The organism is Sphingomonas sp. BL2 (genome assembly GCF_056680015.1).
Map to the genome: position 1 here is coordinate 981305 of NZ_CM155261.1, position 13482 is coordinate 994786.

A 13482-nucleotide genomic window follows, 5' to 3' on the forward strand; every position below is an offset into this window, starting at 1 on the left:
GTCACGGTGTCCTTCATGACAGGGCGATCGCGGAGAGCGGCATGGTGATCGTGACTTCGGCGCCGCCGCCTTCACAGTTTACGACCGACACGCCGCCGCCGAGCTTGCGCATGACGTTGACCGCGAGGAACAGGCCGAGGCCGTGGCCGGGTTCGCGCTTGCTCGACTGGTAGGGTTTGCCGAAGCTGGCGAGGCGTTCGTCGCTGAAGCCAGGGCCGCGGTCGCGGACGATCAGCGCGAGGTCGCCCTCGGTGCGTTCGCCGCGGAAGGCGACCCAGTGCGGCGAGGCTTCGGCGGCGTTGTCGAGCACGTTGGCGATCACCTGTTTGAGCGCGGGGTCGGAGACGACCTGCGGATCGTCGCCGACTCGGGTGGTATAGTCGAAATCGACCGACGGGTGCACCGCGCGCCATTCGTCGACGATCCCGTCGAGGAGCTGGTGGAGCGGCATGATCTCGGGGGCCTCGCCGCGCGCTTCGCCGGCCGAGAGCAAGATGCCGGTGACGATCGCCTTGCAGCGCTGGACCTCGGATTGCATCTCGACGATCTCGGCCTGAAGGTCGGCGTCCTGCGCGAGCGTAGGCATGCGGCGCCAGTCGGCGAGGATCACGGCTATCGATGCCAGAGGCGTGCCGAGTTCGTGCGCGGCGCCGGATGCAAGCAGGCCCATGCGGACGATGTGGTCCTCCTCCGCGGCCTGCTGGCGCAGGTCGGCGAGGCGGGTGTCGCGGGCGCGCAAATTTCCGGTGATGCGGGTCATGAACAACATCAGCAGCGTCGCGATCAGCATGAAGCAGAGCAGCGAGCCGATCGTGTAGAGCAGGAAATACTCGCCGCTGTAGTCGGGGGGCAGGATCAACGGGCGGTAATAGAGCGTGAGCACGCCGAAACAGGCGGCGGTAACCGCGACAATCGCCCAGCTCGACCAGCGATCGAGCAGCACCGCACCGAGCACGACGTGGAGCAGGTAGAGCGAGATGAACGGGTTGGTCGCGCCGCCCGCGAGATAGAGCTGCGTGGTGAGCAGGCCGACGTCGAACAGCAGCGCGAGCAGGAGCTGGATGTTCGCGCCCTTGCGCCAGCCGTAGAGCGGCATGCTGGCGAGGTTGAGGCCGACACCCGCCGCCAGCGCCGCGAGCATCGGCACCATCGGCAGGTCGAAGCCGAGCGCGAACCGGGCGAACAATATCGTGACGAACTGGCCGGCGACGGCGATCCAGCGCAGCGTGACGAGCTGGCGCATGTTGGCGTTGCCGGTCGCGTCGGTGCGCGCGGTGGCGAGCGCGAGCCAGCGCTGCCAGCTCTGTCTTGCAACCCCCTGCCCTGCCATCGGCGACATCATGTGTCGATCGCCCCCCGCCGCTTCCGCGCATCCTGGCGGACGAACACGACGAACGCGACGATCGTCATCGCGGCGAGCGCGAACCAGGTCAGCATGTAGACGAGGTGGTTGTTGGGGAAGGCGATGATCGTCAGGCCGCCGACGGGGGCGGCGGCGTCGGACTTGTCCGTGTCGACGAAATAGGGAGCGACGTTCGACAGGCCACGCGCGCTGGCGATCGCATCGACATCGCGCGAATACCATTTGCCGGTGGCGGGATCGTTGTCGCGCAGGAAGCCGCCACCGGGCTCGGTGATGCGGAGATAGCCGGTGATCGTGACCGAGCCGGTCGGCTTGGTATGCGCGACGCGCTGCTCGGGCGAGACGTAGCCACGGTTGACGAGGACGGTGAAGCCTTGGGCGGTCCGCAAGGGCGTCAGGACCCAATATCCGCTACCAAGCGCAGTGGCGGCGCGGACCAGCGTCTCACGCGAATTATCGAGGGTGCCGTCGAGACGGATGCGGCGATAGGCGTCAGTGGTGGCCGTGATCGCGTTCCAGGACGCAGGCCCTGGCGGCGCGACCGGCGCGGCGTGCGAGCGCGCCGCGACCTGTTCGATCAGGTTGAGCTTCCAGGTGCGGCGCTCGACCTGCCAGATGCCGAGCGCCATGAACCCGGCGAACAGCAGCAGCGCGACCAGGCCTGCGACATAGACGGCAGGGCCCGGTCGCGTGTTCATCACATGTCCGCCGCGGCCTGCATCGGCATCATGTTCGTGTTCATGTGGTACATCACCCAGATCGATCCGCTGAGCGTGATGACGACGAGGATGATCGTGAAGATCAGCGCCATCATCGTCCAGCCGCCCTCCGACTTGCCGCTCATGTGCAGGAAGTAGATCATGTGGACGACGATCTGCGCGACTGCGAAGACCATCACGACGAGCGCGGCGGTCGACGGATCCTTGAACGCGCCGGTCATCACTGCCCAGAACGGGATCGCGGTCAGGATGACCGAGAGGAAGAACCCCTTGAGGTAGCTGCCACGGGTGCCGTGTGCTGCACCATTGTCATGGTCGTGATCGGCGTGCGGATTGTTCGCCGGTGCTTGGGGGTCGCTCATCGCAGGGTGCCCATCAGATAGACGAAGGTGAAGACGCCGATCCAGATGACGTCGAGGAAATGCCAGAACATGCTGAGGCACATCAGGCGGCGCTTGTTCGCGGCGATCAGGCCGTGCTTCTGGACCTGGACCATCAGCGTGACGAGCCAGATCAGGCCCATCGTGACGTGAAGACCGTGCGTGCCGACGAGCGTGAAGAACGACGACAGGAACGCGCTGCGGGTCGGGCCAGCCCCCTCATGGATGAGGTTAGCGAACTCGTACATTTCGATCGACAGGAACGCGAGGCCGAACAGGCCGGTGAAGACCAGCCACATCTGCATGACGCGCTGGCGACCTTCCTCCATCGACAGCATCGCGAACCCGTAGGTGATCGACGAGAACAGCAGCATCGCCGTGTTCACCGCCACCAGCGGCAGCTCGAAGATCTCCTTCGGGCTGGGGCCGCCGGCATAGCTGTTGCCGAGCACGGCATAAGCCGCGAACAGCACCGCGAAGATGAGGCAGTCGCTCATCAGGTACATCCAGAAGCCCAGCATCGTGCTGCTGCCTTCCGGATGTTCGTGCTCGTCGATGTCGTAGAACGAGACCTTCTCGGTCTCGTTCAGGCCATCCTTCATGGGTATTGCGGACATCGCGTCAGGCTCCCTGGGTCGCGAGCTGGCGGGTGCGCGCGTTCTCGGTGGCGATCACGTCCTCGACCGGGATGTGGAAGTCGCGCTTGTAGTTGAAGGTGTGGAAGATAGTGGTGCCGAAGATGCCGGCGAGTGCCAGCCCTGCGAGCCACCAGACGTACCAGATCATCGCGAACCCGAACGCCACGCTGAGGCCGGCGAGCACGACGCCCGTGCCGGTGCCGCTCGGCATGTGGATCGACTTGAAGCCGGTCACGGGCCGCTCGTGCTTGCGATCCTTCATGTCGTACCAGGCGTCCAGGTCGTGGACGATCGGCGTGAACGCGAAGTTGTACTCCGGCGGCGGCGACGAGGTCGCCCACTCCAGCGTACGGCCACCCCAGGGATCGCCGCTGTGATCGGCCAGCGCCTCGCGGTTGCGGATGCTGACGAAGATCTGGAGCAGGAAGGCACCGATGCCGGCCGCGATCAGGGCTGCACCGAAGGCGGCGATGACGAACCAGATCTGCAGGTTCGGATCGTCGAAATAGCGCATCCGGCGAGTCACGCCCATCAGGCCGAGCACGTAGAGCGGCATGAAGGCGAAGTAGAAGCCTACAACCCAGCACCAGAACGATACCGTGCCCCACTTCTTGTCCAGCTTGAAGCCGAACGCCTTGGGGAACCAGTAGTTGATGCCGGCGAACATGCCGAACAGCGTGCCGCCGATGATCACGTTATGGAAATGCGCGACCAGGAACAGCGAGTTATGCAGCACGAAATCGGCAGGCGGCACGGCGAGCAGCACGCCGGTCATGCCGCCGATCGTGAAGGTCACCATGAAGGCGATCGTCCACATCATCGGCAGTTCGAACCGGATCCGCCCCTTGTACATCGTGAACAGCCAGTTGAAGATCTTGGCCCCTGTCGGGATCGAGATGATCATCGTGGTGATGCCGAAGAACGAGTTCACGCTCGCGCCCGAGCCCATCGTGAAGAAGTGGTGCAGCCAGACGAGATAGGCGAGGATCGTGATGACGAGCGTCGCATAGACCATCGAGCTGTAGCCGAAGAGGCGCTTGCCCGAGAAGGTCGAGGTGACCTCTGAGAAGATGCCGAACGCGGGCAGGACCAGGATGTAGACCTCCGGGTGACCCCAGATCCAGATCAGGTTGACGTACATCATCGGGTTGCCGCCCGAGTCGTTCGTGAAGAACGCGGTGCCGATGTAGCGATCGAGCGACAGCATCGCGAGAACCGCGGTCAGCACCGGGAAGGCGGCAACGATCAGGATGTTGGTGCAGAGCGACGTCCAGACGAAGATCGGCATCTTCATCATGGTCATGCCGGGTGCGCGCATCTTGACGATGGTCGCGACCAGATTGACGCCGGACAGCAGTGTCCCGATGCCCGCGATCTGCAAGGCCCAGATATAGTAATCGACACCGACGTCGGGCGAATACGCCAGTCCCGAAAGGGGCGGCATCGCGAGCCAGCCGGTCCGTGCGAACTCACCGATGAACAGCGACATCATGACGATCACGGCACCCGCCGCGGTCATCCAGAAGCTGAAATTGTTAAGGAACGGGAACGACACGTCGCGCGCACCGATCTGGAGCGGGACGACGTAGTTCATCAGCCCCGTGACCAGCGGCATCGCCACGAAGAAGATCATGATCACGCCGTGCGCGGTGAACACCTGGTCATAGTGGTGCGCGGTCAGGTACCCTTCGGACCCGTTGAACGCCATCGCTTGCTGCGCGCGCATCATGATCGCGTCGGAGAACCCGCGCAGCAGCATGACGATCGCCAGGATGATGTACATGATGCCGATCTTCTTGTGATCGACGCTGGTGAACCACTGGTTCCACAGATAGCCCCAGACCTTGAAATAGGTCAGCGCGGCGACGAGCCCGAGCCCGCCGATCGCCACCATCGCGAAGGTGGCGACGACGATCGGTTCATGCAGCGGCAGCGACTCCAGGGTCAGGCGGCCGAAGATAGTCTTCAACAGGGTGTCGTTCATGATGGTTTCTCTAGCCGTTCGCGACGGGGCGCTTGCCCGGCATGGTGGAGGGGGTCAGCATCGTGTGATTGCGGTTGGACTGCGAGCCGGGCGCGCTGTTGGCGCCGTCCTGTTTTATGTCGGCCGGCGCGGTCCAGTGGTTGCCGCTTCCCTTTTCGTTCGCGTCCTTCATCAAGGCGCCTTTGACGCGCTCGGACGAATCCTGCGGGCCCTTGCCGCCGTTTACGCCCGGCATCGCCATGCCGGCGTGCGAGTCCCCCCCGCCTTTGCCGCCGTGCATCATCTGCGACATGCAGACCTTGCCGGGCTGGACGCACTGTTCGACGACCAGCTTGAACATGTTCGGCTCGATCGCATTGTAATAGCGGACCGGGACCTTCTCGCTCGGCTTCTCCAGCTGGAGATAGCTCGCGCGGTTCAGACCGCCCCCACGCTGCTTGATCTGGTTGATCCAGGCATCGAAGCCCGCGTCGCTGACGCCGTGGAAGCGGAAGCGCATCCCCGAGAAGCCCGCGCCGCTATAGTTGGACGAGAAGCCCTCGTAGTTGCCGGGCTTGTTGATCACCGCGTTCAGCGTCGTCTGCATGCCGGGCATCGTGTAGATCATGCCGGCGAGCGCGGGGATGTAGAACGCGTTCATCACCGACGACGAGGTCATTGAGAAGCGGATAGGACGATCGACCGGCGCGGCCAGTTCGTTGACCGTGGCGATGCCGTATTCCGGATAGATGAAGAGCCACTTCCAATCGAGCGCGACCACCTGAACCTCGAGCGGCTTACCGGCGCCGTTCGGACCGTTGCCCGCCTGCTGCTTGTCGACTAGGTTGCCGACCGGCACGTTGTTCGCGAGCGTCGGAGAATCAGGCTTGATCCGGCCGAGCGGGCGATACGGATCGAGCAGATGCGTGCTGGTCCAGGTCAGCGCGCCGAGCGCGATGATGATCAGCAGCGGGATGCCCCAGATCAACAGCTCGAGGCCGACCGAGTGATCCCAGTTGGGTTCGTACTTGGCCGCCTTGTTCGACTGGCGATACCGGAACGCGAAGAACAGCGTGAGGCAGATCACCGGAACGATGATCAGCAGCATCAACCCGGTCGAGATCAACACGAGATCGCGCTGTTGCACTGCGATATCGCCCGAGGGGGACATCACCACCCAGTCGCAGCCGCTGGTGAGCAGCGCAAGCGGCAGCACTGCCAGCCATTTTTTCGCGCGGGAAACGGTTTTCTCAACGATCATGCGGATCCCCTACGCCTCGCTTTCGCCGCGCTACAGTGGACAATTTGTCCAATGGGCGCTGCACTGCAACATCGGCATGGCTTTATCGTCGCCCGGAGTAGCATAGATCACCCCTGCCCGCATTGGGCGCGGGAGATCGGCGCGGAATATATCTGCCCGCATCCGCCGGAACAGCGTATCATCGGGTTCGCGCCCTGAAGAGCGAGTTGAAGAATGAGTGCAAATACAGTCCCCGAGACGAGCTTCGAAGCCGACGCTCGCAGTATCCACAGCGACGGCGAGCACGTCACGCCCGGCGTGATCGCGATCGGCGTGGTGATCGGCCGCACCTCGGAATTCTTCGACTTCTTCGTGTACGCGATCGCCTCGGTGCTCGTGTTCCCGACCCTGGTCTTCCCGTATGTCGACCGGTTGCAGGGGACGCTCTATTCGTTCGCGGTGTTCGCGCTGGCGTTCATCGCCCGCCCGATCGGTTCGATCATCTTCATCGCGGTCGACCGCGCCTATGGCCGCAGCGTCAAGCTGACGATTTCGATCTTCCTGCTCGGCACATCGACGGTCGCGATGGGCTTCATCCCGAGCTATGATTCGGTCGGCAACTGGTCGGTCGCGATCCTCGCGCTGCTCCGTATCGGCCAGGGCATTGCGCTTGGTGGCGCCTGGGATGGTCTCGCCTCGCTGCTGTCCCTGAACTCGCCCGAGAAGCATCGCGGCTGGTACGCGATGCTGCCGCAGCTGGGTGCGCCGATCGGCCTGCTGGTCGCGAGCGGCCTGTTCGCGTTCTTCGTCGCTGCGTTGCCGACCGAGGATTTCTTCTCGTGGGGCTGGCGCTATCCGTTCTTTGTGGCGTTCGCGATCAACGTCGTCGCATTGTTCGCGCGTCTTCGCCTGGTCGTGACGCCAGAGTTCGAAGAGATGTACGCCAAGCGCGAGCTGGAGCCGGCACCGGTCGTCGAGACCGTGCAGTCGCAGTGGAAGGCGATCTGGCTCGGCTCGTTCGTGCCGCTCGCCAGCTTCGCGCTGTTCCACATGGTCACGGTGTTCCCGCTGTCGTGGGTCGTGCTGTTCACGCGTGAATCGGCTGGTCGCTTCCTCGTGGTCGAGGTGATCGGCGCGATCATCGGGATCGGCGCGATGCTGGTGTCGGGGCTGCTCGCGGACCGGTTCGGGCGTCGCACGATGCTCGGCACGATCGCAGTGCTGATCGCGCTGTTCGCGATCGCCGCACCCTCGCTGCTCGATGGCGGCGACATCGGCGAGCGCCTGTTCATGGGCGTCGGCTTCCTGCTGTTCGGCCTGTCGTTCGGCCAGTCCTCAGGCGCGATCGCCTCGAGCCTTTCGCCGCAGCATCGTTATACCGGCTCTGCGCTGACGACCGATCTGGCGTGGCTGTTCGGTGCGGGGTTTGCCCCGCTGGCGGCGCTGCTGCTGACGAGCAAGCTGGGTCTGGCGGCGAGCGGCGCGTACCTGTTCTCGGGCGCGGTGTTCACGCTGATCGCACTGGGTCTGAACAAGCAGCTCGCCAAGCGCGACATCGCGCGGTGATTGGTCGGGGCTGACGGACTTATCGAGCGGGCCCCTCACGAACGATTAACACCGCCCGTTCCGGTACGAACGCGACCCACACCCATCTGCATCACCCCGGCGAAGGCCGGGGCCCAGTTGGCAAGGTCGTTGTAACGATGCGCTGCCCTTAGTTAGCACCGTCCCCCAACTGGGCCCCGGCCTTCGCCGGGGTGGTGGCAGCTTGGTAGGATCGGTACGTCCTCAATAGAGCAGTTCCCCCGCGAAGGCGGGGGTCCAGGAGCCACCAGCGCCACCGCCTGTAACCCTGGACTCCCGCCTTCGCGGGAGAACAATAGCTAGCGGGTCATCACTGAAACCCGCCGGCGATCCAGCCCCCAGGACACTGTCCAGATCGCAAACCCGCCAAGCGCCAGCGCGGTCCCGACCCAGCCGGTCGACGGCAACCCATACCCACCCGCAATCGCCAGCCCGCCAAGCCAGGGCCCAAGCGCATTGGCCGTATTGAACGCGGAATGGTTGAGCGCCGCGGCCAACGTCTGCGCCTCCTCCGCGACATCCATCAGCCGCGTCTGCAGGATCGTCGACAGACCGCCCCCGCACCCGATCAGCACCACCACCGGCAACATCGCCCAAAGATGCGGCGTCGCCGGCGCGTAAAGCGCAAGCGCCCCTGCCCCGAACAGCAAGGTGATCCCCGCGGCGGGCATCAGCGCCACGTCCGCGGCCTTCGCGCAGACCAAAGTCCCGATCGTCATGCCGACACCGAACAGTGCAAACGCCACCGGCGTGAATGCGGACGATACGCCCGTCACTTCGGTCAGCGTCGAGGCGAGATAGGTGTAGACGCAAAAGATCCCGCCAAACCCGACCGCGCCGATGGCAAGCGTCAGCCACACCTGTCCATTACGCAATGCCGCGAGTTCGCCCAGCGGGCTCGCATCCTTGGCAGGGCGAAGGACCGGCGCGAACCGAAACAGCATCGCGACCGTCGCCGCCGCGATGATCGCGACGATCCCAAAGCCCCAGCGCCAGCCGAACCACTGTCCGATGCCGTTCGCCAGCGGTACCCCCGCGATCGTCGCGATCGTCAGCCCCAGCATCATCCGCGACACCGCCCGTGACCGCTTCTCGCGCGGCACCATCGACGCCGCGACCAGCGATCCGACCCCGAAATACGCGCCATGCGGCAGGCCACTCAGGAACCGGGCGAGCAGCATCAGGTGATAGGTCGGCGCGAGCGCGGACAGGCCGTTGGCGATCCCGAGGAACGTCATCAACCCGATCACCAACACTCGCCGCTCGATCTTCGCCGCCAGCACTGCGATCGTCGGCGCACCCACGACCACGCCCAGCGCATAGGCGCTGATGACATGCCCCGCGGTCGGCTCGTCGATCCCAAGCCCACGCGCGAACTGCGGCAACAGGCTCATCGCCGCGAACTCGGTGGTGCCGATCGCAAACCCGCCGACGGCGAGCGCGAGCAACGCCATGCGCGTATCGACAGGTTTCATGGGGTATCGCTTTCGTAAGGCCAGAGCCGCCGCAGAATGCTGCGCCGCAGCATACGCCTCTATCAGCCCGGGCGTCGCATCTTGAACAAGGAATCCTCCGTGATCGCAAAGTAATCCGCGGGGCCGCCGCCGCGCAGGATCGGGTTCGCGCGGGCGGTCTGGTAGACACCGTCCTCCAGCATCGCCGAGTCGATGTGGATCGCGACCGCCTCGCCGAGCACCAGCCACTGGTCGAGTTCATTGCCCTCTTTGGTCTCGAGCCGGATCAGCTGCGTCAGCTTGCACTCGAACTGCGCGCGCGAAGCGGCGACCCGCGCCGGCTTGACCTTCGTCGAGGGCGCCATATCGAGCTTGGCAAGCGCGAACTCGTCGACGTCCGCCGCCACGCTCGCCGAGGTGGCGTTCATCGCCTCGCCGAGATCACGCGTCACGAGGTTCCAGACGAACTCGCCGGTCGCCTCGATATTGGCGACGCTGTCCTTCCAGCCCATCGACGAGAAGCCGATGATCGGCGGGGTGTAGTTGAACAGGTTGAAGAAGCTGTACGGCGCGAGGTTCGCTACGCCGTCCGCGGACACCGTGCTGACCCAGCCGATCGGCCGCGGCGCTACGATCGCGTTCAGCGGATCGTGCGGCAGGCGATGGCCGTTCGTGGGCTCGTAAGAATGCCATTCGGTCATACATGTATTCCTGCTAGGTCACGGTCAGACTGCCTATAGCGAAGGTCGAGCATGAACGATCCCACTGCCCCGATTGTCATCAAGCGCCACCGGATGGCGACGCGCGTCTGGCACTGGGTGACGGTGGTGACGATGTTCATCATGATCGGCAGCGGCATCGGCATCCTAAAGGCGCATCCGCGGCTGTATTGGGGACGGTATGGCGCGAATTTCGATACCGCGTGGACGACGCTCGACCAATGGCCGAGCTGGCTGGTGTCGCTGCTCAACCTGCTGACGATCCCGGCGGGCTATAATCTGGCGCTGTCGCGACGCTGGCATCTGCTGTTCGCGCTGGTGCTCGCCTTCGCGCTGCTCGGGTTCATGATCGTCAGCCTGATCAACAAGCATTTCCAGCGTGATCTCCGCGTGCGGGCCGCCGAGCTGTCGCCGCGCGAAGTGGCGCATGACGTGAAGGAGCATCTCGCGTTCCGCTTTCACGACCCCAAGAAGCCGGGCGCGTACAATATCCTCCAGAAGCTGTCGTACGTCGCGACGATTTTCGTACTGATCCCGGTGATGATCCTGACCGGGCTGACGATGTCGCCGGGGATGGATGCGGCGTGGCCGTGGCTGCTCGAAGTGTTCGGCGGGCGGCAGTCGGCGCGGTCGATCCACTTCATCGCCGCCACCGGGTTGGTGCTGTTCATCATCGCGCATCTGGCGCTCGTAATCCTCGCGGGGACCTGGAACGAAGTGCGGTCGATGATTACCGGGCGTTGGAAGGTTCCCGCCCACACGTCGGAGGACGTCGCATGAGTTCGCTGATAACCCGCCGCTCGCTCGTCATGGGCGCGACCATCGGTGCAGGCGCGCTGCTGACCGGCTGCGACAAGATCGCCGCGAACCCGGAGGCGCGGAAGATCCTGTTCATGGGCGAGGACATGAACCGCGGGTTGCAGCGTGCGCTGACCAACCGCAACGCGCTGGCACCCGAGTTCAGCCCCGCGCAGATGTCGCCGATCTTCCGCTCCAATGGCACGAGCAATCCGGGGACCGCGGAGTATACTTCGATGGTCGCCAACAATTTCGCGGATTATCGGCTCAAGGTCGGCGGGCTGGTCGATCGGCCGCTGTCGGTCTCGCTCCCGCAACTCCGCCAGATGCCGTCGCGTGCGCAGATCACGCGGCACGATTGTGTCGAAGGCTGGAGCGCGATCGGCAAATGGCAGGGGCCGAAGCTCGGCGCGCTGCTGACCGCTGCGGGTTTGCAGAAGTCCGCGCGCTACATCGTGTTCACCTGCGCCGACTTGTTCGGCGGCGCGAATTATTACGAGTCGGTCGATCTGGTCGACGCGTTCCATCCGCAGACGATTCTTGCCTGGGCGCTGAACGATCAGGTGCTCGACGTCGCGCACGGCGCGCCCGTCCGTCTGCGCGTCGAGCGACAGCTTGGGTACAAGCACGCCAAATACGTCATGGCGATCGACGCGGTCGCCAGTCTCGCCGGGATCGGCAAGGGCAAGGGCGGCTATTGGGAAGATAACGTCGATTATGACTGGTACGCGGGGATCTGAGCCGCCCCGAGGGGTAGCGCAATTCCGTACCAGTCATTAGCTAACGCGACATGGCCCTATTCGATCGTTTCCTGGCTCGGCAGGTTAAAACCGGCGAACTCACGCTCATCCACGCGGACGGCACGACCAAGCATTTCGGCAAGCCCGATGCCGCGTACAACCCGGTCACGATCCGGCTGACCCAGCCCGGCGTCGCCGGCGCGATCGTCCGCCACCCTGCGCTCGGCGCGGCGGAGGCGTTCATGGACGGCCGCCTGGTGATCGAACGCGGCGACATTCGCGACCTAGTCAACCTGCTCAAGGGCAACAGCCCGTGGGAGCGGGGCGGCGGGCTCAATCCGTCGCTGCCGATCAAGCTGCTCGACAAGGTGGTGCACCGCGTCGACCGCGTGAACATGGCGCGCCGGTCGAAGAAGAACGTCGCGCATCACTACGACCTGTCGGACCGGTTGTACGACCTGTTCCTGGATGCGGACCGGCAATATTCCTGCGCGTACTTTACCGATCCGGGCAACAGCCTGGAGCAAGCGCAGAACGACAAGAAGGCGCACATTGCGGCCAAGCTTGCGATCCAGCCGGGGATGCGCGTGCTCGACATCGGCTGCGGCTGGGGGGGGATGGCGCTGTACCTGCACGCGAAGACGGGTGCCGAGGTACTCGGTGTGACGCTCAGCGAGGAACAGCTGAAGGTCGCACGGCGGCGGGCCGAGGAAGCCGGTGTCGCCGACAAGGTGAAGTTCGAGCTGATCGACTATCGCGCGCTGACCGGGAGTTTCGACCGGATCGTCTCGGTCGGGATGTTCGAGCATGTCGGCCCCGCGCATTACAAGGCGTTCTTCCGCAAGTGTCGCGACCTGCTGACCGCGGACGGCGTGATGCTGCTCCACACGATTGGTCGAATGGGCGGTCCGGGCGTTACCGACACGTTCACGACCAAGTACATCTTTCCGGGCGGGTATAATCCGGCGCTGTCGGAGATCGTGAAGGGGTATGAGGGGCTGCGGATGTTCCCGACCGATATCGAGGTGCTGCGCGTGCATTACGCGCTGACGATAGACCTCTGGTATGATCGGACGGTGGCCGCGAAGGACGCGATCGTCGCGCTGTACGACGAGCGGTTCTACCGGATGTGGACGTTCTATCTGGCGGGCGCCGCCGCGGCGTTCCGGACCGGGGGGATGGTCAATTACCAGATCCAGCTTTCGAAGAGCCGGATGACCCTGCCGCTGACGCGGGACTATATGCTCGAGGGCGAGCGCGCGTTGCGCGAAGGCTGACCAGCGCTCATACCATCCCCGGTACAAGTCGGGCTTGGCGCAGGATTCCGCCCGTCAACCTTTTGTGTTCCCCCGCGTAGGCGGGGGCCCAGGACCAAGCAGGGATACGGTACTTAGCTGGGCTCCCGCGTCCGCGGGAGAACAAACGGTGTTAGCTGACTGGAGTTAGCGCGGGCCCTGCACGTCGGCCTTCGCCGCGGCGCGCTCGTCGCCGCCGATCTTGCCGTCGTGGTTCGCGTCGTACTTCGCGAACGTCGCCGCGAGCAGCGCCTGCGCTTCGGCCTGCGTGACCTTGCCGTCCTTGTTCTTGTCCGCGCTGGTGAACCACAGGTCGGCGAGGCGCTTGGCGTGCACCGGATCCGGGCGGCCCGGCCCGACCTTCATGTTGCCGATCCGTGCCTGAACCTCGGCGCGCGTGAGAACGCCGTCCTTGTTGGTATCCGACGCGGCGAACTCGGTCTTGAACTTGGCCGAGGCGGACGCGCGGGTTTCCTGCGCGAGCGCCGGAGTCGCAAGGCCGGCAAGAACGAGAAGAGTGAGGCTTTGGCGTAGCACGGTGCGGTAACTCCAGAGGATTTGCGGTGCGAATAGCGAGGATCGGTTGTAC

The 13482-nt window shown here is 64.5% G+C and carries 13 protein-coding genes; 4 read left to right on the forward strand and 9 right to left on the reverse strand.

From position 1 onward, the window contains the following. Positions 1 to 13: 13 nt before the first annotated feature. From AC1ME3_RS04395 to AC1ME3_RS04420, 6 genes are read right to left on the reverse strand one after another with little or no spacing between them, the layout of a single operon-like run. On the reverse strand, positions 14 to 1342 hold the full coding sequence (locus AC1ME3_RS04395; protein WP_480955015.1) for an ATP-binding protein: 1329 nt from the start codon (positions 1340 to 1342) through the stop codon (positions 14 to 16). After that, entirely contained in the window at positions 1339 to 2061 is a 723-nt protein-coding gene (locus AC1ME3_RS04400; RefSeq protein WP_480955016.1) for an SURF1 family protein, read from the reverse strand. Before AC1ME3_RS04400 ends, AC1ME3_RS04395 begins: the two co-directional genes overlap by 4 nt. Beyond that, positions 2061 to 2444 (reverse strand): cytochrome o ubiquinol oxidase subunit IV, encoded by a 384-nt coding sequence (cyoD, locus tag AC1ME3_RS04405; RefSeq protein WP_056063531.1) that lies wholly within the window; start codon positions 2442 to 2444, stop codon positions 2061 to 2063. The genes AC1ME3_RS04400 and cyoD overlap by 1 nt, the downstream gene beginning before the upstream one ends. Beyond that, entirely contained in the window at positions 2441 to 3079 is a 639-nt protein-coding gene (gene cyoC / locus AC1ME3_RS04410) for a cytochrome o ubiquinol oxidase subunit III (RefSeq protein WP_480955017.1), read from the reverse strand. The genes cyoD and cyoC overlap by 4 nt, the downstream gene beginning before the upstream one ends. A gap of 4 nt (positions 3080 to 3083) precedes the next feature. Next, entirely contained in the window at positions 3084 to 5084 is a 2001-nt protein-coding gene (cyoB, locus tag AC1ME3_RS04415; RefSeq protein ID WP_480955018.1) for a cytochrome o ubiquinol oxidase subunit I, read from the reverse strand. Positions 5085 to 5094: 10 nt separating this feature from the next. Beyond that, the gene (locus AC1ME3_RS04420; protein ID WP_480955019.1) at positions 5095 to 6324 is read right to left on the reverse strand and encodes a COX aromatic rich motif-containing protein; all 1230 of its coding nucleotides are present in this window, start codon (positions 6322 to 6324) and stop codon (positions 5095 to 5097) included. 213 nt (positions 6325 to 6537) lie between these two features. On the opposite strand from AC1ME3_RS04420, the gene AC1ME3_RS04425 reads away from it, so the two are divergent. Beyond that, on the forward strand, positions 6538 to 7869 hold the full coding sequence (locus AC1ME3_RS04425; RefSeq protein ID WP_480955020.1) for an MFS transporter: 1332 nt from the start codon (positions 6538 to 6540) through the stop codon (positions 7867 to 7869). Positions 7870 to 8186: 317 nt separating this feature from the next. On the opposite strand, the gene AC1ME3_RS04430 is transcribed toward AC1ME3_RS04425, so the two are convergent. Beyond that, positions 8187 to 9362: an MFS transporter gene (locus tag AC1ME3_RS04430; RefSeq protein ID WP_480955021.1), complete on the reverse strand. Its 1176-nt coding sequence runs from the start codon at positions 9360 to 9362 to the stop codon at positions 8187 to 8189. Positions 9363 to 9424: 62 nt separating this feature from the next. Next, entirely contained in the window at positions 9425 to 10042 is a 618-nt protein-coding gene (locus AC1ME3_RS04435) for a flavin reductase family protein (RefSeq protein ID WP_480955022.1), read from the reverse strand. A gap of 51 nt (positions 10043 to 10093) precedes the next feature. Between AC1ME3_RS04435 and AC1ME3_RS04440 the strand changes: the two genes are divergently transcribed. From AC1ME3_RS04440 to AC1ME3_RS04450, 3 genes are read left to right on the forward strand one after another with little or no spacing between them, the layout of a single operon-like run. Further along, a complete protein-coding gene (locus tag AC1ME3_RS04440; RefSeq protein ID WP_480955023.1) occupies positions 10094 to 10840 on the forward strand; it encodes a cytochrome b/b6 domain-containing protein in 747 nt (248 codons plus the stop codon). Continuing rightward, positions 10837 to 11598 carry a molybdopterin-dependent oxidoreductase gene (locus AC1ME3_RS04445; protein ID WP_136188557.1) on the forward strand — a complete coding sequence of 254 codons (762 nt, stop codon included), beginning with the start codon at positions 10837 to 10839 and terminating at the stop codon, positions 11596 to 11598. The genes AC1ME3_RS04440 and AC1ME3_RS04445 overlap by 4 nt, the downstream gene beginning before the upstream one ends. 50 nt (positions 11599 to 11648) lie before the next feature. After that, a complete protein-coding gene (locus tag AC1ME3_RS04450; protein ID WP_480955024.1) occupies positions 11649 to 12875 on the forward strand; it encodes a class I SAM-dependent methyltransferase in 1227 nt (408 codons plus the stop codon). Between the two features lie 165 nt (positions 12876 to 13040). Here the strand turns inward: AC1ME3_RS04450 and AC1ME3_RS04455 are convergent, their stop codons facing one another. Then, positions 13041 to 13430 (reverse strand): EF-hand domain-containing protein, encoded by a 390-nt coding sequence (locus AC1ME3_RS04455; protein ID WP_175518309.1) that lies wholly within the window; start codon positions 13428 to 13430, stop codon positions 13041 to 13043. Between the last annotated feature and the right edge of the window lie 52 nt (positions 13431 to 13482).